The sequence below is a fragment of the Aeromicrobium massiliense JC14 genome, assembly GCF_000312105.1.
Taxonomy (GTDB): domain Bacteria; phylum Actinomycetota; class Actinomycetes; order Propionibacteriales; family Nocardioidaceae; genus Aeromicrobium; species Aeromicrobium massiliense.
Genome location: NZ_HE978638.1, coordinates 322,471 through 344,995, shown reverse-complemented (window position 1 = coordinate 344,995; position 22,525 = coordinate 322,471). Strand labels below are relative to the sequence as shown.

The 22,525-nt window shown below is 73.2% G+C and carries 25 protein-coding genes and 2 tRNA genes; 8 read left to right on the top strand and 19 right to left on the bottom strand.

Going from position 1 to position 22,525, the window contains the following annotated elements:
• Window positions 1–2 precede the first annotated feature (2 nt).
• A complete protein-coding gene (locus tag HGAM_RS14440) occupies window positions 3–518 on the bottom strand; it encodes a DUF3145 domain-containing protein (RefSeq protein ID WP_019146208.1) in 516 nt (171 codons plus the stop codon).
• 185 nt (window positions 519–703) lie between these two features.
• Here HGAM_RS14440 and HGAM_RS19550 point away from each other — a divergent pair, with 185 nt between their 5' ends.
• Window positions 704–2,872, top strand: a complete 2,169-nt coding sequence (locus HGAM_RS19550) for a SpoIIE family protein phosphatase (RefSeq protein ID WP_019146207.1) — start codon at window positions 704–706, stop codon at window positions 2,870–2,872.
• On the opposite strand, the gene HGAM_RS14430 is transcribed toward HGAM_RS19550, so the two are convergent.
• Complete coding sequence (locus tag HGAM_RS14430) at window positions 2,869–3,462, bottom strand: DinB family protein (RefSeq protein WP_019146206.1); 594 nt, start codon at window positions 3,460–3,462, stop codon at window positions 2,869–2,871. The two genes, HGAM_RS19550 and HGAM_RS14430, sit on opposite strands and share 4 nt — an antisense overlap.
• 75 nt (window positions 3,463–3,537) lie before the next feature.
• On the opposite strand from HGAM_RS14430, the gene HGAM_RS14425 reads away from it, so the two are divergent.
• The gene (locus HGAM_RS14425) at window positions 3,538–4,065 is read left to right on the top strand and encodes a DUF2243 domain-containing protein (protein WP_019146205.1); all 528 of its coding nucleotides are present in this window, start codon (window positions 3,538–3,540) and stop codon (window positions 4,063–4,065) included.
• Here the strand turns inward: HGAM_RS14425 and HGAM_RS14420 are convergent.
• The 4 genes from HGAM_RS14420 to HGAM_RS14405 form a co-directional block, all read right to left on the bottom strand.
• Window positions 4,058–4,828, bottom strand: coding sequence for a hypothetical protein (locus tag HGAM_RS14420; protein ID WP_019146204.1), 771 nt, complete (start codon window positions 4,826–4,828; stop codon window positions 4,058–4,060). The two genes, HGAM_RS14425 and HGAM_RS14420, sit on opposite strands and share 8 nt — an antisense overlap.
• A gap of 45 nt (window positions 4,829–4,873) precedes the next feature.
• On the bottom strand, window positions 4,874–6,133 hold the full coding sequence (locus tag HGAM_RS19545) for an MFS transporter (RefSeq protein WP_019146203.1): 1,260 nt from the start codon (window positions 6,131–6,133) through the stop codon (window positions 4,874–4,876).
• Between the two features lie 162 nt (window positions 6,134–6,295).
• Window positions 6,296–7,126 (bottom strand): hypothetical protein, encoded by an 831-nt coding sequence (locus tag HGAM_RS14410; RefSeq protein WP_019146202.1) that lies wholly within the window; start codon window positions 7,124–7,126, stop codon window positions 6,296–6,298.
• 42 nt (window positions 7,127–7,168) lie between these two features.
• A tRNA-Ile gene (locus tag HGAM_RS14405) sits at window positions 7,169–7,242 on the bottom strand.
• Between the two features lie 88 nt (window positions 7,243–7,330).
• Between HGAM_RS14405 and HGAM_RS19540 the strand changes: the two genes are divergently transcribed.
• Together HGAM_RS19540 and HGAM_RS14395 are read left to right on the top strand one after the other, a co-directional pair.
• Window positions 7,331–8,023, top strand: coding sequence for an alpha/beta fold hydrolase (locus HGAM_RS19540; RefSeq protein WP_020692273.1), 693 nt, complete (start codon window positions 7,331–7,333; stop codon window positions 8,021–8,023).
• 79 nt (window positions 8,024–8,102) lie between these two features.
• Window positions 8,103–8,402, top strand: coding sequence for a hypothetical protein (locus HGAM_RS14395; RefSeq protein WP_019146200.1), 300 nt, complete (start codon window positions 8,103–8,105; stop codon window positions 8,400–8,402).
• Here HGAM_RS14395 and HGAM_RS14390 read toward each other — a convergent pair.
• Genes HGAM_RS14390 through HGAM_RS14380 form a run of 3 tightly spaced genes read right to left on the bottom strand, consistent with a single transcriptional unit; the run spans window position 8,399 to window position 10,282 of the window.
• Window positions 8,399–8,932, bottom strand: coding sequence for a DUF488 domain-containing protein (locus HGAM_RS14390; RefSeq protein ID WP_019146199.1), 534 nt, complete (start codon window positions 8,930–8,932; stop codon window positions 8,399–8,401). The genes HGAM_RS14395 and HGAM_RS14390 overlap by 4 nt on opposite strands.
• A gap of 40 nt (window positions 8,933–8,972) precedes the next feature.
• The gene (locus HGAM_RS14385) at window positions 8,973–9,380 is read right to left on the bottom strand and encodes a (R)-mandelonitrile lyase (RefSeq protein WP_019146198.1); all 408 of its coding nucleotides are present in this window, start codon (window positions 9,378–9,380) and stop codon (window positions 8,973–8,975) included.
• Window positions 9,381–9,397: 17 nt separating this feature from the next.
• Window positions 9,398–10,282 (bottom strand): helix-turn-helix transcriptional regulator, encoded by an 885-nt coding sequence (locus HGAM_RS14380; RefSeq protein WP_019146197.1) that lies wholly within the window; start codon window positions 10,280–10,282, stop codon window positions 9,398–9,400.
• Window positions 10,283–10,429: 147 nt separating this feature from the next.
• On the opposite strand from HGAM_RS14380, the gene HGAM_RS14375 reads away from it, so the two are divergent.
• Window positions 10,430–11,470 (top strand): NAD(P)-dependent alcohol dehydrogenase, encoded by a 1,041-nt coding sequence (locus HGAM_RS14375; RefSeq protein ID WP_019146196.1) that lies wholly within the window; start codon window positions 10,430–10,432, stop codon window positions 11,468–11,470.
• 57 nt (window positions 11,471–11,527) lie between these two features.
• On the opposite strand, the gene HGAM_RS14370 is transcribed toward HGAM_RS14375, so the two are convergent.
• On the bottom strand, window positions 11,528–12,109 hold the full coding sequence (locus tag HGAM_RS14370; protein ID WP_019146195.1) for a M15 family metallopeptidase: 582 nt from the start codon (window positions 12,107–12,109) through the stop codon (window positions 11,528–11,530).
• An 86-nt stretch (window positions 12,110–12,195) separates the two neighbouring features.
• Here HGAM_RS14370 and HGAM_RS14365 point away from each other — a divergent pair, with 86 nt between their 5' ends.
• The 3 genes from HGAM_RS14365 to HGAM_RS14355 all read left to right on the top strand — a co-directional run bounded on the left by HGAM_RS14365 (window position 12,196) and on the right by HGAM_RS14355 (window position 14,498).
• A complete protein-coding gene (locus tag HGAM_RS14365; RefSeq protein WP_019146194.1) occupies window positions 12,196–12,861 on the top strand; it encodes a response regulator transcription factor in 666 nt (221 codons plus the stop codon).
• Entirely contained in the window at window positions 12,858–13,958 is a 1,101-nt protein-coding gene (locus HGAM_RS14360; protein WP_019146193.1) for a sensor histidine kinase, read from the top strand. The genes HGAM_RS14365 and HGAM_RS14360 overlap by 4 nt, the downstream gene beginning before the upstream one ends.
• Window positions 13,959–14,030: 72 nt before the next feature.
• Window positions 14,031–14,498: a hypothetical protein gene (locus tag HGAM_RS14355; protein WP_019146192.1), complete on the top strand. Its 468-nt coding sequence runs from the start codon at window positions 14,031–14,033 to the stop codon at window positions 14,496–14,498.
• A 70-nt stretch (window positions 14,499–14,568) separates the two neighbouring features.
• On the opposite strand, the gene HGAM_RS14350 is transcribed toward HGAM_RS14355, so the two are convergent.
• The 9 genes from HGAM_RS14350 to HGAM_RS14310 form a co-directional block, all read right to left on the bottom strand.
• A tRNA-Asn gene (locus HGAM_RS14350) sits at window positions 14,569–14,641 on the bottom strand.
• Complete coding sequence (locus HGAM_RS20160) at window positions 14,632–15,228, bottom strand: sigma factor (RefSeq protein ID WP_038951858.1); 597 nt, start codon at window positions 15,226–15,228, stop codon at window positions 14,632–14,634. Before HGAM_RS20160 ends, HGAM_RS14350 begins: the two co-directional genes overlap by 10 nt.
• 64 nt (window positions 15,229–15,292) lie before the next feature.
• The gene (dnaG, locus tag HGAM_RS14340; protein WP_019146191.1) at window positions 15,293–17,185 is read right to left on the bottom strand and encodes a DNA primase; all 1,893 of its coding nucleotides are present in this window, start codon (window positions 17,183–17,185) and stop codon (window positions 15,293–15,295) included.
• Between the two features lie 44 nt (window positions 17,186–17,229).
• On the bottom strand, window positions 17,230–18,540 hold the full coding sequence (locus HGAM_RS19535) for an HNH endonuclease signature motif containing protein (RefSeq protein ID WP_019146190.1): 1,311 nt from the start codon (window positions 18,538–18,540) through the stop codon (window positions 17,230–17,232).
• A gap of 327 nt (window positions 18,541–18,867) precedes the next feature.
• The gene (locus tag HGAM_RS14330) at window positions 18,868–20,094 is read right to left on the bottom strand and encodes a deoxyguanosinetriphosphate triphosphohydrolase (protein WP_019146189.1); all 1,227 of its coding nucleotides are present in this window, start codon (window positions 20,092–20,094) and stop codon (window positions 18,868–18,870) included.
• Between the two features lie 34 nt (window positions 20,095–20,128).
• A complete protein-coding gene (gene mutM, locus HGAM_RS14325; RefSeq protein WP_019146188.1) occupies window positions 20,129–20,986 on the bottom strand; it encodes a bifunctional DNA-formamidopyrimidine glycosylase/DNA-(apurinic or apyrimidinic site) lyase in 858 nt (285 codons plus the stop codon).
• A gap of 3 nt (window positions 20,987–20,989) precedes the next feature.
• Window positions 20,990–21,700 (bottom strand): ribonuclease III, encoded by a 711-nt coding sequence (gene rnc, locus HGAM_RS14320; protein ID WP_019146187.1) that lies wholly within the window; start codon window positions 21,698–21,700, stop codon window positions 20,990–20,992.
• Window positions 21,701–21,703: 3 nt separating this feature from the next.
• Complete coding sequence (rpmF, locus tag HGAM_RS14315) at window positions 21,704–21,889, bottom strand: 50S ribosomal protein L32 (RefSeq protein WP_020692271.1); 186 nt, start codon at window positions 21,887–21,889, stop codon at window positions 21,704–21,706.
• A 2-nt stretch (window positions 21,890–21,891) separates the two neighbouring features.
• Window positions 21,892–22,434 (bottom strand): YceD family protein, encoded by a 543-nt coding sequence (locus HGAM_RS14310; protein WP_019146185.1) that lies wholly within the window; start codon window positions 22,432–22,434, stop codon window positions 21,892–21,894.
• Window positions 22,435–22,525: the final 91 nt, after the last annotated feature.

The window sequence follows — 22,525 nt, the reverse complement described above, 5'->3', positions numbered from 1 at the left end:
CCTCAGATCACCTGGTGCAGCCAGCGCACCGGCGCACCGTCGCCGGCGTGGCGGAACGGCTCGAGCTCGGCGTCCCAGCGGGCACCCAGGAGGCCCTCGAGCGCCTGGTCCATCGACACGTCGCCGCGGGCGGCCTTCACCATGAACGCGCGGATGCGGTCCTCGGGGATGAGCACGTCGCCGTGCAGGCCCGTGAGCGCGTGGAACAGGCCGAGCGCCGGCGTGTACGAGTAGCGCGCTCCCTCGGTCGAGGCGGTCGGCTCCTCGGTGACCTCGAAGCGGATGCGCTCCCAGCCGCGCAGGGCCGAGGCGAGCTCGGCGGCGGTGCCGGCCTTCGCCTGCCAGGAGAGCTCGGCGCGGTAGCTGCCGGACTCGGCGGGCTGGTCGACCCAGTCCCAGTCCGTGGGCGCGCCAAGGACGCCGGCCGCTGCCCACTCCACGTGGGGGCAGAGCGCGGACGGCGCTGAGTGCACGAACAGCACGCCCCGCGTGGGGACGTCCGTACGGCTCGACTTCATCGGTGCCTCCCTGGATACGTCTTCCCCAACGACCCGGCGGACGGCACCCGACGCAGCCATTGTGCCCGACGCCACCAGCGCGTGCCAAGACCGGGAAGGCGCCGAGGCCTGGGCGCCTGGCCGACCGTCCCACGGGCTACCGTGGTGCCCGTCGGGCGAGGGCCCGCTGCACGACAGGAGGGTCCGTGGACCAGCACCCACGACACCGCCGGGCCGGACGTTCGCCGGGCGGGGAGCCGACGACGCACCTCGCCGAGGTCATCTACGCCGATCTCGAGCTGCAGGGCGTCCTGCGACGCGTCGCCGAGGCGGGCGTGCAGCTGTCCGGCGCGCGCTTCGCGGTCCTGCGCCACGTCGATCCCGAGGTGGACGGTCACGGGGCCAGCCTCGACGTCACCGCCGGCCGCGCGCCTGCTGCTCTGACGAACGACCCGGACGCCGTCGCGGCGCTGCTCTCCCCGGCGCTGGGCGCCGGCACCCTCGTGCGGTCGGCCGACGTGACGGCCGACAGTCGCTTCGACGCCGTCGCGGACCCACCGCTGCGCAGCTACCTCGCCGGCCCCGTGCGCGGGCGTGACGGCGAGCTCGCCGGAGCGCTCCTGCTGGGGCATCCCGACCCGGACGTCTTCGACGACGCCGCGGAGGCGGACGTGGCCGCGATCATGGCGCACGCCTCGGTCGCCCTCGACAACGCGCGCCTGTTCGCGGCCGAGAAGCAGGCCCGCCGCCGGGCCGAGCAGGGCGCCGACCGGCTCGCGTTGCTGCAGGAGGTCACGTCCTGGCTCGCCGACGCCCGCACGACGGCCGACGCGATGGACGCCCTGCGCGACTCCCTGCGCCGGCGCACCCACGCGCTGCGCATCGCGCTGTTCGAGCCGGACGGCGAGGAGTTCGTCGCCGTCCGCGGCGCCACTCCCCTGCCCGAGCCGTCCGGGCCCCGCACCGTCGCGCGAGACGTGGCGAGCCCGGTCGCCGACGCCTTCCGCACCCAGCACCCGGTCCGGATGACCGACCGCGCCTCGATCGAGTCTGCGTACCCGCAGATCGCCGCGCAGCTGCCGCAGGCCGGATCGCTGCTGTGCGTCCCGCTGCTGGTGCGCGGGGCGTCCCTCGGCGTGCTGGCCGTCGCCTGGGATCGTCCGCGCGCGCTCGAGACGCCGGAGGTCTCGATGTTCGTCGCCGTCGCCGGCCAGCTCGCCTCGGCGATGGAGCGGGCGCGGCTGGACGAGGCGCAGGTGCGGTCGCAGGCCCAGCTGCGCGCCCACGTCGCCGCCGTGACCGACTCGTCGTTGACCCTGCAGCGGTCGCTGCTCCCCCAGGAGCTTCCCGAGCTCGACACGGTCGAGCTGGCGGTGCGCTACCGGCCCGGCGCGGCCGGTGCCGCCGTGGGCGGCGACTGGTACGACGTCATCTCGTCGCCGCAGGGCACGGTCACGTTCGTCATCGGCGACGTCCAGGGACACAGCATCAGCGCGGCGGCGGTCATGGGCCAGCTGCGGATGGCCCTGCACGCGTACATCGCCGAGGGCCACGACCCTGACGTCGCCATGGCCCAGGTCAACCAGCTCATGCTGTCGCTGCGCACCAACCTGCTGGCCACGTGCTGCCTCGCGACCCTGTCGCCCTGCACCGGCGAGCTGCTCGTCGTCCGCGCCGGCCACCCGCTGCCGATCGTCGTCGACCCGTCCGGCGACGCCGCCGAGCTCGACTGCGAGGGCGGCCTGCCCCTGGGCACGGCCGAGGACGCGACCTGGCCGGTGACGCGGTCGACGCTGCGTCCGGGGTCGCGCCTGCTGCTGTACACCGACGGCCTGGTCGAGCGCCGCGACGCGGGCCTGGACGTGACCGTGGGCGAGCTCCTCGCGTCCGTGCAGGGCCTGCACCGGCAGGATCCCGAGACGACGGCCGACGCGGTCGTGCAGGCGGCCCGGACGCACGCCGACGACGACCTGGCGCTGCTCGTGTGCGACTACCAGGGCCATGGCGGACGCGACCGCGTGGCCGTCGTCGTCGAGCGCCGCGACGAGGTGGCCACGGCCCGGTCGGTGGCCGCGGAGGCGCTGCACCGCTGGGGTCTGGAGAAGGTCGAGGACGCCGTGCTGCTGCTCGTCAGCGAGATGGTGACGAACGCGCTGGTGCATGCGCGCAGCGCCGCCAGCCTCGTGCTGTGGCAGCTCAGCGACGCGGTGCGCATCGAGGTGACCGACGACAGCCCGCACGAGCCCCGCCCGCGCCTGGCACCCGCCGAGGCGACCGGTGGACGCGGCATGCTGCTGATCGAGGCGCTGTCGTCGCGCTGGGGCACGATGGAGCGCCGCGACGGCAAGACGGTCTGGGCCCAGGTGCCGGCCTAGGAGGTGGGCTCGTCCTGCGCCTCGCGGGCAGCCTGCTCGAGGCGCTCGCGGTGCGCGTCCCAGCCCCCGGGCGGGCCCCACAGGTTGTCGTCGCGCGAGCGCATCCCGGCCGCCCCGTCGATCGCCTCGCGGACGATGTCGGCGTGCCCGGCGTGCCGGTGGGTCTCGGCGATGACGTGGAGCACGATCTGGTGCAACGTGACGCGGCTGTTCTCGCCCCACCACTCGACGTGCCCGACGGCGTCCAGGTCGAGCTCGCGCAACGTGGCGTCGTCGTGCGCCCAGGCGTCGCGGTACAGCTGCACGACCTGGGCGCGGGTCTCGTACGGCTGCACCCACAGGTCGGCGTTGGGCTCGGCGTCCGGGCTGAGCCACGGCAGCGGGATCTGCGACGGCCGGTCGAAGACGTCCCCGAGGTAGCCCAGCTCGATGCTGGCGACGTGCTTGACCAGCCCCAGCAGGTTGGTGCCGGTGCGGGTCATGGGGCGCCGCACGTCGTACTCGGAGAGGCCGTCGAGCTTCCACATGAGCGCGTCGCGTCCGGCCTGCAGGTAGCGGTGCAGGTGCTGCTTGAGCTGGTCCTGGTCCATGGGCCCAGCGTCGCACCGGGGCGGGGCCCATGGCCCGCGTGTTCGCCCAGGGCGTGAGCGGGGTACGTCCGGGCCATGACGCACCCGGACGAGCCCCGTGCCCGCACCGACCCGGCCGAGCCGCCCTCGATCGCCGGCGGCCTGCTGATGGGTCTCGGCCTGGGCGGCTTCGTGGACGGCGTGCTGCTGCACCAGGTGCTGCAGTGGCACCACATGATCAGCGACGTCCACGACCGGGAGCCGACCACGCTGTCGGGGCTGGAGATCAACACGATGGCCGACGGGTTGTTCCACGTCGTGACCTGGATCTTCGTGCTCACCGGCTCGCTGCTGCTGATCGACGCGTGGCGGCAGGGGCGGCTGGCGCCGAGCTGGTCGTTCCACCTCGGGCTGCTGCTGGCCGGCTGGGGCGTGTTCAACCTCGTCGAGGGACTCATCGACCACCAGGTCCTCGGCGTCCACCACGTCCGCGACGACCTGGGCGGGCCGCTGTCGTGGGACCTGGGCTTCCTGGCCCTCGGCGCGCTGCTCGTCGTCGGCGGGTGGCTGCTGCACCGCCGCGGACGCCGCGCGATGCGGAGGCGGGCTAGCGCAGCTACGTGACCGGGGTTGCGGGCCAGGTCGAGCCGTCGAGCACGGTCCGGTCGCCGAGCGGCTCGGCGAGCTCGATGACGCGATCGGCCAGCGGGTTGCCCGGGCACTTCTGAGGCCCGGTGGGCTTCTCCGCGGTCCAGTAGACCGTCACCGACTCGTCGGTCTCGACGACAACGGGTTCGTGCAGGTGCGCTTCCGGATCACGGGACGACGCGCACTCCACCTCGGTCACCCGGACCGGGACGCTCGTGGCGTCGGGATCCAGGTCGGTGGCCGACGCGGTCACCATGGCCCACCCCGCCGAGTCCGTCGGCACCGGTTCCAGCCGGCAGTCGCCCCAGCCGGCGACGCGCAGGCGGTCCCCCTGCTTCTCGAGGCCCACCCGGTGCGCGCGTCCCCCGGGGCCGCGCTCGTCCCACCGGCCCGTGGCCACCAGCAGGGAGTCCGCGTCCTCGGCCAGCACCTTCCACTCGCCGGGCCGGACCCCGTACTTGCTGAGTCCGAGCGGGGCGTCCATGCCAGCACGTCGGACGAGGTCGTCCAGCGTCTTCACGATGTCCGCCGCGGGCGTCCGGGGCTCGATGCCGTCGACCATCGCGGACACCGGGAACTCGTGGTCCGCGCACGTGAGCAGCGACTCCCCGCCGACCATGCGGATCGGGGCCTCGGCCCTTGGCGTCGGGCTCGAGCGGACCTCCGGCGTCCCGGACGCCGTGCAGGCGGTCAGCAGCATGGTCGCGGCGAGCGCGAGGACGGCGGACCGGAGGCTCATCGGTCCAGCATGCCGCCCGCGTGGTGCGAGCGGGCCGGTTCCAGCTCAGTCGCGGTGCGGGCTCGGATCCTCGTCCCGCACCCGCGTGTTGAGCGCGGCCGCGAGGACGACGACGGCAGCGGCGACGACCGGGATCCAGCGGGCGGCGTCCGAGCCGGACGACTCCGCGATCGCGCCGGTGAGCGCCGAGGCCGCGGACTGGCCGACGATGACCGCCGAGCCGAGCATCGTCATGACCGTGGCCGAGCGGCCCTCCGGGCTGCGGGTCGCGGCCAGGCTGTACTGGGTGACCAGCGTGGGGCCGATGCCGACGCCGGCGAGCAGCATCGCGCCGACCAGGGCGACCGAGCCGTCGGCGACCGCGTACCCGAGGGCCGCGAGCAGCATCGTGGCGCCGAAGACGAGCCACCGGGTGCGCAGCGCGAACGAGGCCGGGAAGACCGCCACGGCGAGGGCCAGGATCGTCGAGCCGATGCCCATGACGCCGTAGACGAGGCCCGCCGCGTCGCCCGCGCCCTGGTCGCGCATGACGGCCGTCAGCGAGGTGAGCATGCTGCCGAAGAACATGCCGACGCCGAGCGTGCCGAGCACCGCCACGAGCAGGCCGGGCCGCAGCAGGTCACGGGCGGGCGCGGTCACGACCGGGACGTCCGACGCCGAGACCTCGACGCGTCCGGTCGGGTGCAGCGCGAACGCCGTGACGAACAGGACGGTCAGGACGGCCGCGCCGATGACCGGGGCGACCGGGTTCATCGTGGTCGCCAGCAGGCCGACGATGGCCGGGCCGAACACGAACACGGTCTCGTCCGCGGCCGACTCGTAGGCCATCACGCCGTTGAGCGTCTTCACCCGGCGTCCGGCCGGGAGCTGGCGGGTGATGACGCCGAACAGGCGGCTGCGCGACATCGGGGCGACCTGCGGCGCGGTGGCTCCGATGACGAACGCGGTGGCGAGCACGGCCAGGTCGGGCAGCGAGCTGAACGCGACGGCCGCCATGGCGAGCAGCGCGAGGCTGTTGGCGGCGCCGGCGACCAGCAGCACCGGACGCTGGCCGAACCGGTCGGCGGCCATGCCGAGCAGGGGGCCGAAGATCGCGGTGCCGGCGCCGACCGCGGCGGAGTTGAGGCCACCGAGCGCGACCGAGTCGCGGGCGGCCACGACCAGCGTGAGGACGCCGACGATCATCATCGCGTAGGGGAAGCGGGCCACGAAGGCCACCGGGAAGTACGTGGGGCCGACGGCGCGCCGCAGGGTGGGGCTCTGGTCGGTTCCGGCGGTGCGAAGCAGCTCGTCGGGAAGGGTCATGCAGGGGTCTCCGATACGCGGGTGCCGCCTTGGACGGCCCGCGTGGGCCCGAGGTAGATGCACGTCCTTCGGCGGGACGAGCCCGCCGGCCGGTCGGTGGACCGGCCTCACCAGGGTACCCGGTCGCGCCAGATGGGCCGGACGGCCCGCGGCCCGTGGCTGCTACGTGCGACCGCAGGCCTCGCCCGGCGGACGCAGCGTGCTCAGGTCGGCACCCGGCGTGTAGTCGACCGTGAGGTCCACCGCGGTCAGCGCGTGGCCGAGGTCCTCGTCGACCTCGACCCCGTCCTTCCGCAGGGCGGTCAGGACGTCCTCGCCGTGCAGCGTCAGCCGGTTGGCCCGACCGTCCATCACGTCGATCTCGACGTCGACGGGCGCGCTGGACCGGCCGGCGTCGGCGCCCAGGGCGGCGATCATCCCGGCCGGCATAAGGGCCACCGCGTGCGCGGACGAGAGCTCGCCGCGGACGGCGATGCGTTCGGCCGTCGTGAAGTCGTGGGCTTGCAGCTGGCCCAGCACGCTGACGTAGGCCGGCTCCTGCGCGCGCAGGGCGCTGACCCCGCCGGGCACCTGGCCTTCCGGGACGGCCTCCCAGCATCCCAGGCTCGCACCCCCCGCCTCGGGCGCCTCCTCCGGACGCGCCCACACCTGACCGTCGACGCTGAGCGACTGCAGGACCGTGCGCGACTGCGAGTCGCCGAGGGTCGACAGCCAGGACGTGGCTCGCCACCGCTCGGCCCCGGCCGTCCCCCGCGTCTGCTCGAGCGTCTCGTGGTCGACCGAGACGAGCGCGTCGAAGTCGGTGAACTCCTCCGTGAGCACCTGCTCGACCCCTTCCTGCAACGCTCGGCGCGCCGCGTCGGGGTCGACCCGCGCGACGGGCGTCGGTGACACGGAGGGAACGGCGGAGGTGGGCGCGACCTCGGCCCCGCCCCCGCAGGCGGCGGTGGTGGCGATGAGGACGGTCAGGGTCGCGAGGACGGTGGTGCGCACGGCAGGACCCTAGGCGAAGCCGCGCCTCCGCGGGGCCGTTCGTAGGGCGGGTGGGGCTCGAACCCACGACCCAAGGATTATGAGTCCTCTGCTCTGACCGGCTGAGCTACCGCCCCGGGGAGCCGGCCCCGTCGCGCGGGACGGACGTGCGGCTCCGCCCGCAGCCTAGCGAAGCCGCACCCCCGGCCGAGGCATGCTTCCGGGGTGAGACCTGTCGAGCTGGACGCAGGCGGCGTCGTGCTGCGCGGCGTGCTGCACCCGCGGCGCCGGCGAGCGTCCGCGGAGGCGACGACGGTGCTTCTGCCCGGCACCGGCGACACGGCCGCGACGTGGGACGCCGTCGGGCCGGTGCTGAGCGCCGACCGCGACGTGGTCGCCCTGTCGCTGCGCGGGCACGGGCGCAGCGACCGGCCGGGCACCTACTCGATCGCGTGGATGGCCGACGACGTCGCCACCGCCCTGGTGGCGCTGGAGCACGGTCCGGTCGACCTCGTCGGGCACTCCCTCGGTGGTCTGGTGGCCATGCTGGTGGCGGCGCGCGAGCCCGCGCTCGTCCGGCGGCTCGTGCTCGAGGACGTCGGGCTGCCGCAGCCGCGACTGCCGTCGCTGCCCGCCCGCCCGGACGGAGCGCTGCCGTTCGACTGGGCGGTCGTGGAGCAGGTGCGGCCGGAGATCGACCAGCCCGCCGGGCACTGGCCCTACACCGCGCGAGCCGTCGCGGCACCGACGCTCGTCGTCGCCGGCGGCCCGACGAGCAGCGTCCCGCAGGACGGCATCGCCGACCTCGTCGCCGCCATGCCCGACGCCCGGGCGGTCACCGTCGACGCCGGGCACCTCGTGCACGAGCGCGAGCCCGAGCAGTTCACGGCACACGTCCGCGCGTTCCTGGCGTCCTGATCCGGCCACTCAGGTCCGCGGATCCCGGGCCGATGGTGACGATGACCACGGATGGGTCGATCGCCGTCGAGAGGACCTCATGAGCAACGTCAACGCCTTCCTCGCCAACACCCTGCGGACGGAGGCCGGCGACCTGCGACGGCACCTGCACGACGTGATCGACCAGGCGACCCGCGCCCTGGCGGCGATGGACGAGGGCGAGCGCATCGGCGACAACCCCGTGCGCAGCGCGCCGTTCGTCGGGCGCAGCGCGGCGAAGGTCGAGGCATTCATGCTGCTGGCCGGCACCAAGGTGCTGCCGATGAAGGACGTCATGGAGGCCCTGCAGGGCGACGGCTCGGAGGCCCACCGTCCGGCCGAGGTCGACGCGCCGGTCTAGCCCGCGTCGTAGTAGATCGCGTCGCCGTCCACCCGGGCGCCCTCGGACGCGACGTGGACCGTCGTGCGTCCGTCGTGGCCGAGGTGGCGCACGTCGCGACCGCGCAGCAGCACCAGCGCGTCGCTGACCATGCGCCGGTGGCAGCGCCACCACAGGCTCTCGCTGCACAGGAACGCGACGGCGCCGTCGGCGGCCTCCGCGTCCGCGGCCAGCGCGTCCAGCCCGTCGTGGAACTCGGGCGTGCGCATGTGCGCGGCGTAGCCGCGGAACGCCTCCACCCGCCACCACCGGTCGACGTCCTGCCCGCCCTCGGGCACCCTCCGACGACCGCCGAGGCGTGCGTCCCAGCGGTACGCGACGCCCGCCGCGGGCAGCCACTCCCCCATGGCATCGGTGGAGACGTCGGGGTTGCGCCGGCTGCCCGGGAAGCGCCGGACGTCCACGACCCGCGTCACGCCGGCGGCACCGAGCAGCGCGGCCAGCGCCTCGCGTCCGGCCGTCCCGTGCCCGACCGACAGCAGCTCTCCCACGCCTCGTCGGTGCCCGGCCGCACCGGACGCCAAACGGCGCTCAGCCCGCCGGCTCGGCCCGGTACTCGGCGTCGGTGACCGGCTCGCCCCAGTGGACAACCGCGTGGTGCTCGTCGCCCTCGTTGATGGCCAGGTGGACCATGAGCCGGTCGGGCGCGGCGCCGTGCCAGTGCTCCTCGTAGGCCTCGAACAGCACCCGGTCGCCCGGACGGATGACCTCGACCGGCCCGCCGCGGCGCTGGCACAGGCCGACGCCCTCGGTGACGAAGACGGTCTGGCTGAGCGGGTGCCGGTGCCAGTGCGTGCGGGCCCCGGGCATGAAGTGCACCAGGTTCGCGCTGACGCGCGACGGCTCGGGCGCCGCGGCGACCGCGTCGATGTAGACGTCGCCGGTGAACCAGTCGGCCGGGCCCTTGACGGTGGCGACGGAGCTGCGGGTGATCTGCATGGCGGGTCCTTCGGGGTTCAGGAGGTCTGGTCGGCGCGGACGTGCTCGGGCGCCTCGGTCGCGGCCCAGCTGGCGAGCAGGCGCATCTGCTCGTCCGACGCGCTGCCGGGCTCGGCGGTGTAGACCGTCATGGTGAGCGGTCGCGGGCTGCCCGGAGCGATGTCCATCGAGTGGTACGACAGGTCGATGAGCCCGACGGCCGGGTGGTTGAACTGCTTCTGGCCGGCGTGATGCAGACGGACGTCGTGGGACGCCCAGCGGGTGCGGAACGTCTCGCTGACGGTCGACAGCTCACCGACGAGCTCGCGCAGCTCCTTGTCGTCGGGGTGGCGGCCGGCCTCGGTGCGCAGCAGCGCCACGGTGACCTTCGCCGCCCCCTCGAGGTCGGTGAAGTAGGTGTCGGCGGTCGGGTCGAGGAACTGGTAGCGCGCGATGTTCGGCCGCGCCGGGTCGAAGTCGATCACCGGCGAGTAGAGCGCCCGGCCGAGCGCGTTGGAGGCGACCAGGTCGAGCCGACCGTTGGCGACGAACGCGGCCGAGTCGACCATCGAGTCGAGCATCCACTGCACCGGCTCGGGCAGGTCGTCGGCCTTGCGCCGGCGGGCCGGACGCTTCATCGTCCGCGCGGCCCGGGCCAGGTCGAACAGGTACGTGTGCTCGGCCTCGTCCAGGCGCAGCGCCCGGGCGACGGCCTCGAGGACGTCCTCGGAGACGCCGGAGATGTGGCCCTTCTCGAGCCGGGTGTACCACTCGGTGCTCACCCCGGCCAGGACGGCAACCTCCTCGCGGCGGAGCCCCGGGACGCGCCGGCGTCCGCCGCCCGAGGGCAGGCCGACCTGCTCGGGCGTGAGCCGGGCCCGCCGGGTGGCGAGGAAGTCACGGATGTCGTCGCGGTTGTCCACGTCTCCACGGTAGGCCGCGGACGGGCGGGAGCCAGGTCGAGCTTGTACCCCCACAAGCCCGCCCTGGTACGCGCTTGGTGCCCACGCTTCCATGGTGGGGAACCCGGACGCCCCAGGGCGTCCGCCCACCGACAGGAAGAGCTCATCATGCGCGTCAACGCGTACGCCGCCCCCGCTGCGGGCGAGCCGCTGGTCCCGACGACGGTCGAGCGTCGGGCCGTCGGACCGAACGACGTCCTCATCGCCATCGAGTACGCCGGCATCTGCCACTCCGACATCCACACCGTCAACGGCGACTGGGGTCCGCAGCCGTTCCCGGTCGTCCCGGGTCACGAGATCGTCGGCACCGTCACCGAGGTCGGCTCCGACGTCAGCCGTCACGCCGTCGGCGACCGGGTCGGCGTCGGCTGCATGGTCAACTCGTGCGGCGAGTGCGAGAGCTGCCGCAACGGCGACGAGCAGTACTGCCAGCAGGGCATGGTGCCGACCTACGCCGGCACCGACCGCGACGGCACGACGACGCAGGGCGGCTACTCCACGCACGTCGTCGTCGACGCCGACTACGTGCTGTCGGTGCCCGCCGGCATCGACCCCGCCGCCGCGGCGCCGCTGCTGTGCGCAGGCATCACCACCTACGCCCCGCTGCGCCGCTGGGGCGCCGGACCCGGCCGGAGGGTCGCCGTCGTCGGCCTCGGCGGGCTCGGCCACATGGCGGTCAAGATCGCGCACGCGCTCGGCGCCGAGGTGACCGTGCTGTCGCAGTCGCTGAAGAAGCAGGAGGACGGGCTGCGCCTCGGTGCGGACACGTACTTCGCGACGTCCGACCCCAGCACGTTCGAGCACCTGGCCGGACGCTTCGACCTGATCGTCAACACGGTCAGCGCGGTCATCGACGTCGACGCCTACCTGGGCCTGCTCGCCGTCGACGGCACTCTGGTCAACGTCGGCGCCCCGGCCGAGCCGCTGAGCCTCAACGCCATGTCGCTCATCAGCGCCCGCCGCTCGTACGCGGGATCGATGATCGGCGGCATCGCACTCACCCAGGAGATGCTCGACTTCTGCGGCGAGCACGGCATCGGGGCCGAGGTCGAGGTCATCGACGCAGCGCAGGTCAACGAGGCGTACGAGCGCGTGCTGGCCTCGGACGTGCGCTACCGCTTCGTCATCGACGCGGCCACGCTCGCCTGACCGACACCGCACGTCCCGCCGGCCCGCTTCCCTTCCGGGGAGCGGGCCGGCGGCGTCCTACCGCACCTGGGCGTCCGGACAGGTGCCGCCGGGCTCGGTGAGCAGCTCGTAGTGCCAGATCTCGTTGGCGTAGGCCTGGCACAGGCCGAACCGGTCGCCGTGCTGGCTCATCCAGTACGCCGCCGCGGTCGGGGCGACGTCGACCGCGTCGCCGGTGACGTGCGAGGACGTCTCGGGCGTCGCGACCCAGCGCAGCGCCTCCTCCTGCGAGCCGTACTTCACGAGAGCACGGTCGAAGAGCCGCTCCTGGTACGCCGGGCTGCGCCAGCCGCTGTTGAGCCGCACCTCCACGCCCTCCTCGGCGGCGGCCGCGGCGGCCGCGCGCACGGCCTTCCGCAGGGCCGGGTCGAGCCGGGCGACGGCGGGCTCGTCGGCGTCGACGTCGACCGTCCGGTCCTCCAGGTCGCCCTCGCTCCTGGCGGCGTCGTCGACGGCCGGCTCGGACGGGCCCGGCAGGAAGGTGAGGCCCGGGACGGCTGATGCCTCGCCGGACGACCGCAGGCCGGCCAGGACGAGGGCGCCCAGCCCGAGGGTCAGGACGAGCGCGAGGACGAGGGCGCGGAGCGGGTGCTGGGTCATGCGTCCACTGCACCGCCGCGCGTGTTGCCAGGACGTACGCACTTTCGGATACGCCGACGAAAGGTCCCGGCTCGTAGCATCGGTGCGTGCGCGTACTGGTGGTGGAGGACGAGACGTACCTCGCCGAGGCGATCCGCGACGGGTTGCGGCTCGAGGCCATCGCTGCGGACCTGGCCCACGACGGGCAGACCGCGCTCGACCTGGTCGACCTCAACGACTACGACGCCGTCGTGCTCGACCGTGACGTGCCGGTCGTGCACGGCGACGAGGTCGCTCGCCGGCTGACGTCCGCGCATCCCGACGTCCGCGTGATCATGGTGACGGCCGCGGCGACCCTCGACGACAAGGTCTCCGGATTCGGGCTGGGTACGGACGACTACCTGACGAAGCCGTTCGAGATGCGCGAGCTGGTGCTGCGGCTGCGCGCGCTCGCGCGCCGTCCCGGGCGCCACACTCCCCCGGTGCTGGAGGCGGCGGGCGTCCGGCTCGACCCGTTCCGGCGCGAGGTGCACCGCGACGGTCACTACGTCGCGCTGACCCGCAAGCAGTTCGCGGTCCTGCGCGTCCTGATGGCCGCCGACGGCGGCGTCGTGAGCGCCGAGGACCTGCTGGAGCAGGCCTGGGACGAGGCGGCCGACCCGTTCACGAACGCCGTCCGCATCACCATCTCGACGCTGCGCAAGCGGCTCGGCTCCCCCGGCGTCATCCACACCGTCGCCGGCGTCGGCTACCGGTTCGGCGAGCCCGCGTGACCCGGACCCGGCGTCCGGGCCTGAGCATCCGGCTGAAGCTCACGCTGAGCTACGCCGGCTTCCTCATGGTCGCCTGGGCCGGCTTCGTGCTCGTGCTGGCCTTCGTGCTGCGGTACCTGCCGGACGCCAACCTGGTGGACGCCCGGGGCGGCATCCCCGCACCCAACCGGTCGGACCTGGCGGAGGCCGCCGTGCGGCCGGTCGTGGCGGGCACGCTCGTCCTGGCGGCGGTCGGCCTGCTCGGCGGCTGGCTGCTCGCCGGCCGGGTGCTGCGCCCGCTCCAGGCGATCTCGCAGGCGGCGACGACCGCCGCCGGCGGCTCGCTCACGCACCGCATCGACCTGCCCGGCCCGGAGGACGAGCTGCGGCAGCTGGCCGACGGGTTCGACACCATGCTCGACCGGCTGGAGGCGGCGTTCGAGGAGCAGCGCCGGTTCACCGCGAACGCGTCCCACGAGCTGCGGACGCCGAACGCCGTGGTCAAGGCGATGCTCGACGTCGCCAAGGCCGATCCGGAGGGTCGCGACGTCGACCGGCTGATCGACCGGACGCTCGAGATGAACGCGCGCTCCACCGCCATCGTGGACGCTCTGCTGCGCCTGGCCCAGACCGAGCAGGGCCACACCGGCCCGACCGAGGTGCTCGACCTGGCGGACGTGGTGCGGTCAGGGGTCGACGACCTCGACCCGGCGGCGCGCGACGGCGTCCGGCTGGACCTCGACCTCGCGCCCGCGCCCGTGGTCGCGGACCGCGAGCTGGTCGAGCGCCTGGTCGCGAACCTGCTCGCCAACGCGGTGCGGCACAACACGGCGTCCGACGGCTTCGTGGCGGTGACGACCGACCGGGACGCCGGCGGGGACGCCCGGCTGACCGTCGAGAACTCCGGCGACGAGCTCGACCCCGCGGTGGTGGCGACCCTGGTGGAGCCGTTCGTCCGCGGCCGAGGGCGCTCACGGTCGGGCTCGGCCGACACCGGCAGCGGCCTCGGGCTGGCGATCGTCGCCTCCGTCGCCCGCGTCCACCGCGCCGACCTGGCCCTGCGGGCTCGGCCGGGCGGCGGCCTGGTCGTGACGGTGACCTTCCCGGCAACGTCCTGACCGAACGAGCGAGTCCTACCGCCGGAACACCGAATCGCCGACGCGCGCTCTCCGGGCGCGGTTGGATGAACCGTGCCCGACGCCACGATCTCTCTCGACGAACGCCTCGCCGCGCCGAAGCCGGCCGCTGTCCCCTGGGTCACGCACGTCGTCGCGGCGGTCACCGCCTTCCCGGCGCTCGTCGTCTACACGATCTCGGTGTACGACGTCGTCGACCGCAAGACGGGGATGGGTGGCGACCAGGCGTGGGTCTACAGCCCGGCAGGTCTCGCGCTGCTGTGGCTCGTGTCCAGCGGCTTCCTGATGGTCGAGGCGGGGACACTGCGGCTGGGACACCGATGGGTCCCCCGTCTAATGGCCTGGATCGGGACCTCGGTCGTCGCCGTCGTCAGCATCGTGCCGGCAGCGTTTCAGCTCCAGCCCCGGGTGTCCCGCTCCGAGCTCACGGCGGCGGCCCTGACCTACCTCGTGCTGTTCACCGCGTACGCCGCCACGCTCGTGGCGATGCGCCTGACGTTGCTGCGCAGACGCGACCGCTGAAGGTTCGACAGAGCCGGCACCCGGGAACGACGAAGGGCCGCTGCTCTCGCAGCGGCCCTTCCTCGTGCGGCTCCCCCGATTGGACTCGAACCAATAACCCTTCGATTAACAGTCGAATGCTCTGCCAATTGAGCTACGGGGGACCGGCCTCGCCTTGCGGCTCAGCACGGTGCACAACCTTAGCAAGCCTCCCCCGGAGCTGTCGCATCGCCTCCCCCTCGCGTGTCCTGACCTGGCTGACGGACAGTCCGAGGTGCACCGCGACGACCTCGCGGGAGCGCGGCGGCCCGGGCGTTCCGTCGAGCCGGTGCCGCACCCGCAGGACGTCCGCGAACGTCGTCTCGAGTCCGTGGATCGCCTCGACGACCAGGCTCGGCGGCTCGTCGTCGCCGGCCGGGCTCCACGGTGCGGCCTGCTCCCGCTCGCGCAGCACGGCTCCCACCGCGTGGGCGATCCACGGCCAGGCGTAGGTCGCGAGGCGCACCCCGCGATCGGGATCGAAGCGGTCGACCGCCTCGATCAGCCCGACCGAGCCGGCCTGCACCGCGTCCAGCAGCGTCTCGCCGCGAGCCCCGAGGCGCAGAGCGTGCAGCGGGACGAGCCGCAGCGCCGACTCGATCAGCTCGGTGCGGGCGGACGCGTCGCCGGCCCTGCTGCGGAGGGCGAGCTCGTGCTCGTGGTCGGCGGTGAGCGGCGGCAGAGACAGCAGGCGGGTGACGAAGGCGTCCATGCGACGAGCGTCGTCCGACGGACTCCCCCGCCGCGACCCCCGAGCGCGGGGCTGTGGACGAGCGTCAGGCGCCGAGCGCCCGGTCGCGCAGGGCGCGCCGCTGTTCCTCGAGCGTGACGAGCTGCTGGAACAGCTCGCCGTAGCCCGCGGCGTCCGCAGCGGGGTCGGCGCGCTGCAGTCGGCTCTTCACGTCCGCGATGCGGCGCATGAGCGTGACCTCCTGCAGCCGGGCGATGAGCGACGCCACGACGCGCTCGGCCGTGGCCTCGCGCGAGCGCAGCGGGTCGGACGCACAGATCATCAGGATGCGCCGAGATGCGTCGTCGAGAGCGTCCGCGACGGCCGGCAGCCACGAGGCGTCCTGGCGCTGCGGCAGCCCGCGGGCCGACACCTCCTGCCAGATCGCCCTCGCGCGCGGATGGGTGAAGTCGTCCTCGGAGATCTCCCCGACGTGCCGCACGGCGATCTCCGGGTGCTGGACGATCGCCTTCAGCGCCTCGCGCTCGTCGTTGAACCGGGCCTCCCCCAGGCTCGGCTCTGGAGCCGCGGGCGCAGTGGGCGCGGCCGGACGCTCGTCGACGAGCTCGGGGCGGGCCTGACGTCCCTTGGGCGCACCGTTCTTGCCGCTGCGACGACGCAGCTCGGAGCGGACCTGGTCGACCTCGACGCCGACCTTGGTGGCGATCTCGCGGACGAACTCGTCGGTCTTCGCCTTGTCGCGGATCGCGGTAGCCAGCCCCACAGCCTCGCGCACGGCGTCGACGCGCTGGTCGCCGCGGTCGAGGTCGTACTTGGAGAGCGTGTTGTCGAGCACGAACCGGTACAGCGGGATGCGCGACGACACCAACTCCTGGACGGCCTCGTCGCCGTCGGCCAGGCGCAGGTCGCACGGGTCCATGCCGCGCGGCTCGACGGCCACGTAGGTCTGCGCGACGAACTGCTGGTCGCCCTCGAACGTCTTGATGGCCGCGCGCTGGCCGGCCGCGTCGCCGTCGAACGTGAAGATGACCTCGCCGTGGAAGGCGTCGTGGTCGAGCATGATGCGGCGCAGGATGCGGGCGTGGTCCTCGCCGAACGCGGTGCCGCAGGTGGCGACGGCGGTCTTCACGCCCGCCTCGTGGCAGGCCATGACGTCGGTGTAGCCCTCGACGACGACGGCCTGGCTGGACGAGGAGATGGCGCGACGGGCCAGGTCGATGCCGTAGAGCACCTGGCTCTTCTTGTAGATCGGCGTCTCGGACGTGTTGAGGTACTTGGCCTCGATGCGGTCGTCGTCGAAGATGCGCCGGGCACCGAAGCCCACGACCTCGCCGCTCATCTCGCGGATCGGCCACAGCAGGCGCCCGCGGAAGCGGTCGTACAGGCCGCGCGAACCTCGTCCGACCAGACCCGCGACGACGAGCTCCTCGTCGCTGAAGCCGCGTGCCTTGAGGTGCCCGACGAGCGCCTCGCCGCTGCGGGGCGCGAACCCCATACCGAACGTCTCGGCGGCGGCCTGCGTGAAGCCCCGGTCGGTGACGAAGGTGCGTCCGGCCTGGGCCTCAGGCGCGCTGAACAGGTGCTGCGCGTAGAACTCGGCGGCCAGCTGGTGGGCCTCGAGCAGGCGTCCGCGCTGGCGGGGGTCGCGCTGGGGACCGCGCGGCGCGCCGTCCTCCTCGTACCGCAGCTGGATGCCGTACTTGCCGGCCAGCCGCTCCACGGCCTCGACGAAGGTGACGTGGTCGTGCTCCATGAGGAACTTGATCGAGTCGCCGCCCGCCCCGCAGCCGAAGCAGTGGTAGAACCCCTGGGCCGGGCGGACGTTGAACGACGGCGACTTCTCGTCGTGGAAGGGGCACAGGCCCTTGCGCGAACCGCCGCCGGCGTTGCGCAGCGTGATGCCCGCAGCCTCGACGACCTCGTCGATCCGGGCACGTTCACGGACGAGTTGGATGTCGTCGTCCTTGATGCGTGCCATGGTGCTCGCAGTCTAGTGCGCAGCGCCAGACCGCTGGGCCGCGCTCACACGGGCTCGAGGACGCGTGGTCGGTGGCGGACGTGTCGGGCGTGGCGGAGGGGTCGCTGCATCGGGTCGATGCGTGGTGGTGGGACGACTTCGACGACGCCGTCGTGGCCCAATCTGGCTTGCCAGTCGCTGTCGTGGAGCAGGTGGTGGTGGAAGAAGCAGAACAGGGCGCCGTTGTCGATGCTCGTGTCGCCGCCGTGGCTCCATGGTGTGAGGTGGTGGGCCTCGCACCATCCGGGTGGCCGGTCGCAGCCCTTCCAGGAGCAGCCGCCGTCGCGCTTGGCGAGGGCGACTCGCTGGTGCTGGTCGTGGAGTCGCTTGCGCCGCCCGACGTCCAGCGGTTGGCTCTTGCCGTCCAGGACGACCGGAATCAGGTTGGCGTTGCAGGCGAGGCGGCGGGCCTGTGAGGCGCTGAGTCCGGTGTCGGTGGAGAGCGTCGCCCGGCCCAGGTCGCGGATGAGGTCGTCGTGCTTCATCGAGATCGTGACGGTCGCCGCGACGCCGCCGGCCTGCGGGAAGCAGTCCTGCGGGAGGTGCTCGACGAGCTCGCAGAGCGCTAGACCCACCCGACGCGAATGGTCGAGCCGTCCGATCTCCTGATCGGAGTGCTCTCCATCGACGTCGCGGAAGATCGCGCCCTCGCGGCGGGGTGAGGCGAGACCCTCGAGGACGGTCTTGAGCATGTCGGCCTGCGCGTCCGGGAGAACGCCTCGGATCGACGACCGTCCCTTGCCCATGCGGGTGATGGACAGGTGGGTCTCGTCCCAGGCCTGCTTCTCCTGCCGCTCCAGCTGGGCGCCGATGATCTCGTCGGCCGAGTCCGGGTAGACGACCTCGACGATCCGGTTCGCGAGCCGTCGCAGGTCGTCCGCACCGAACTCGCGCGCATGCTGCAGGAGGGTGGCTTCGGCATCGTCGTGCTGCTCGTCGACGAACCACTCAGGCAGGGCATCGAGCGCCTTGAGGATGATGTGCACCTGCTCGGTCGCGAGTCGGCCGGTCGCCCACCGCTCACGCGTGACCGTGCCGCGCGTCGGGTCGAGCCGGGACAGAGCGACCAGCTTCGAGGCCTCGCGCCGGGCGATGCCCGTAGTGCTTGCCAGCCAGGCCGTCGTGGAGGCGGAGCCGTCCTCCCGCGGGATGCCCCGGTCCTCGGCCGCACCGGCCAGCCGTACGGCCGTCTCGGTCAGGCTCGCGATCGTCCGGTGGATCTCGGCGTTCACGACCCGCAGCTCGGCATCGGTCAGCGACCATTCCTCGAGAGCGCGCAGGTCGTCGCGCAGACCCTCCAGCTGGTCGATGATCATCCGGGACCCCCGTGTCGAACGTTTGTTCTAGTCTACCTCGAACCGGCGACAGAGACAACGGGAAATCCCCGGAATGTCAATACTTTTCGCACTTCGACGAGCTCAGCGAGCGGAGCTCGGGCCAGCCGATGAACCAACCACGCCGCGCACTCAGCTCCGTCGTCATCAGCCCCCGGCGACCGAGCAGAGAGGCGCGCTTCGACAGGCCCGGCGAGCGGGGTCGGGCGAGCCGATGGCCGACCTCGCCAAGCACCCAGCTCCGTCGTCATCAGCTCCTCGGGCGACCCCACGAGAAGGCTCCCTACGACAACCTCCAGGAGCGACTCCCTACAGCAGCCGCTGGGCCCACTCGCGGGCGGAGACGTCGGTGAGGCTGGCGATCTGGTCGACGACCACCCGCAGCCGGGCCGCGTCGTCCGTGGCGTCGGCCCAGTCGTGGGCGAACTCGGTCTCGAGGTGCCGGTCGCCGGTCGCGACCAGGTGCTCGACGAGGGCGGTGATCAGCTCGCGCTGCTCCGCGAGCATCCGCACCCGCTCGTCCGAGCGCATGACGTAGTGGGCGGCCACCGACTTCAGGGCCGTGATCTCGTCGCGGGTGTGCTCGGGCACGACCAGGTCGGCTGCGTGCCGGACGAGCGGGCCCTCCCCCGCGGCGGCGACCGTGGCCGCCTCGGTCGCCTTCGCGAAACGACCGATGAGGGCGCTGGTGAGGCTCTTGAGCACCGCCAGCGCGCGGCGTCCGCCGTCGTAGGGCTCGACCGGCCACTCGGGCATGGCGCGCAGCCGGTCCCAGGCGGCGTCGAGGCGCTCGTCGCCCGCCTCGGGCAGGTACCACTCGCGGCCGACCTGCCAGGCCGCGGCGGTGTCGAGCGGGTCGCAGAGCGAGAACCACCCGCCGACGACGCCGTCCTCGACGTCGTGCACGGAGTAGGCGATGTCGTCGGAGACGTCCATGACCTGCGCCTCGATGCTGCGCCGGTGGCCGTCGACGCCCTCGCGCAGCCAGTCGAAGACCCTGCGATCGTCGGGGTAGACGCCGAACTTGCGGCTCTCGGGCCGGGGTCCCTCACCGCGGGCCCACGGGTACTTCACGCAGGCGTCGAGCGTGGCGCGCGTCAGGTTCAGCCCCACGCTGCGCCCCTGGCCGTCGAACGTCTTGGACTCCAGCCGGGTGAGGATGCGCAGCGTCTGCGCGTTGCCCTCGAACCCGCCACAGGCCTGCGACACGGCGTCGAGCGCGTCCTCGCCGTTGTGCCCGAAGGCCGGGTGCCCGAGGTCGTGGGCCAGCGCGGCGGAGTCGACGACGTCCGGGTCGCAGCCCAGCGCCTTGCCCAGCTCGCGAGCCACTTGGGCGACCTCGAGCGAGTGCGTCAGCCGGGTGCGGACGAAGTCGTCGGTGCCGGCTCCCATCACCTGGGTCTTGGCCGACAGCCGGCGCAGCGCGGCGGAGTGGACGATGCGCCCGCGGTCGCGCTCGAACGGCGTGCGGCCGGAGCGCTTGGGCGGCTCGGGCACGCGCCGCGCGCGGGCCTCGACGCCGTAGGGGCTGTTCATCGCGTGCAGCCTAGCGCCGGACGCCGACGCCGCCTCAGGAACGGGCGTTGGCGCCGCGCGGGCGCGGCTGGCAGCGCGGGCACCAGTACGACGACCGGTTCATCCAGGTGTCGCGACGGATCGGTGTGCCGCAGCGCGCGCAGGGCTCGCCCTCCTGGCCATAGGCGTTCAGCGACCGGTCGAAGTAGCCGCTCTGGCCGTTGACGTTGACGTACAGCGCGTCGAACGACGTGCCGCCCTGAGCGAGCGCGTCGCGCATGACGTCGGCGACGTGACCGAGCAGGCGGCGGACGTCGATCGGGCGCAGCCGGTCGGTCGCCCGGGCGTAGTGCAGCGGGGTGCGCCACAGCGCCTCGTCGGCGTAGATGTTGCCGACGCCGGACACGAGCGTCTGGTCGAGCAGCGCCCGCTTCACGCCGGTGCGCCGGGCGCGGGCGCGGCGCACGACGTCCTCGACGTCGAAGGCGGGGTCCAGCGGGTCCAGCGCGATGTGCGCGACCTCGTCGGGGACGTCCGGCGTGCCGCCGGACACGAGCATGCCGCCGAAGATGCGCTGGTCGACGAAGCGCAGCTGGGTGCCGCCGGACAAGTCGAGAGCGACCTTGAGGTGCTTCTCGCGCGGGGCGTCGGGCTGCTCGACGAGCATCTGCCCGCTCATGCCCAGGTGGCACACGACGGGGGTGTCGTCGTCGAGGACGAGCCAGAGGAACTTGCCGCGGCGGCGAGCGGCGGTGACGGTGCGGCCCTCGAGCCGGGCGGCGAAGTCGCGCGCCCCGGCGAGGTGGCGGCGCAGCGAGCGGACGTCGAGCACCTCGACCCGCTCGACGGTGCGGCCGACGACGTGACCCTCGAGGCCGCGCCGGACGACCTCGACCTCGGGCAGCTCGGGCACGGCTCAGGCCTGGGTGGCGGGGCTCGCGTCGGGCTCGAGCTCGGCCTTGAGCGCACGCCAGGCGATCTCGGCGACCATCTGCTCCGCCTCCTTCTTGGAGCGGCCGTGCCCGCCGGTGTAGCGGCGCTCGCCCATGACGACGTCGGCGGTGAACACCTTGTCGTGGTCGGGGCCGGTGCCCTCCAGGACGTACGCCGGCGGACCGAAGTCGTGGTCGGCGCAGATCTCCTGCAGGGACGTCTTCCAGTCCAGCGCCGCACCGAGGTCGGCGGCGGCCTCGATCGCGTCGTCGAAGACGCGATGGATCACCTCGGCCGACCGCTCGATGCCGAACTGGACGTAGATCGCGCCCAGCACAGCCTCGACGGTGTCGGACAGGATCGACGTCTTGTTGCGACCGCCCGTGGTCTCCTCGCCGCGGCCCAGCAGGATGTGCTGGCCGAGGTGGAGACGCGTCCGGGCGATCTCGCCGAGCGCCTTGGCGCTCACGACCGCCGCCCGCAGCTTCGCGAGCTGCCCCTCGGGCAGGTCGGGATGCTTGCGGAACAGCGTGTCGGTGACGACGAGGCCCAGCACGGAGTCCCCGAGGAACTCGAGACGTTCGTTGTGCAGCACGCCGGGGTGCTCGAAGGCGTACGAACGGTGCGTCAGCGCGTGCCGGAGCAGCTCGTCGTCGAGGTCAGGAACTCCGAGGATCTCTCGGAGCGAGTCCACCTGTCAGAGGACCTGGCGACGCTCGCCACGAGCGCCGTACTGACCGCACTCGCCGCAGGCGCGGTGCGGGACGACGCGCGAGTCGCACGCCGGGTTCGGGCACTCGACGGTCTGGACGGCGACAGCCTTCCACGCCGAACGACGGTGACGGGTGTTGCTGCGCGACATCTTCCGCTTCGGGACAGCCACGGTTACTCCTTGGGTCCGTCGGGCGTGTCGCCCGACTCTGGGTCGGTCATCTGGCTCAGCGCGGCCCACCGGGGGTCGATCGCCTCGCCGTGTGTGTGATCTGGATCGTCCGCGAGTCGTGCCCCGCACTCGGGACAGAGTCCCGGACATTCCGGATCGCACACCGGGTTGATCGGCAGTGCGAGCACCACCGCGTCCCGGAGGACGGGCTCGAGGTCGAGCAGGTCGCCCTCGAGCTGAAGCTCCTCCTCGCTGGCGTCCGCGTACAGGTACAGCTCCTGGAAGTCCACGACGGCGTCGTCCTGGATCTCCGTGAGGCACCTGACGCACTCCCCCACGAGGTGCACGGTGGAAGTGCCGGTCGCGAGCACGCCGTCCATGACGGCCTCGAGCCGGAGCTCGATCGCGATGTCACTGCCCTCGGGCACGCCGATGAGGTCGACGCCCAGCTCGGCCGGCGCCGGGACGGTCAGGTCGTAGGTACGTTCGGTCCCGGGACGTCGACCCAGCTCGTGGGTGTCGATGACCAGGGGGCCGGGGCGCACGCTTCACTTCCCGTCGATCGGTGCAGACAGAACTTCGGCCTGCAAGCAGGCCAGCGACCATCCTAGCGTGCGGCGGCGACGGGAGGCGAAT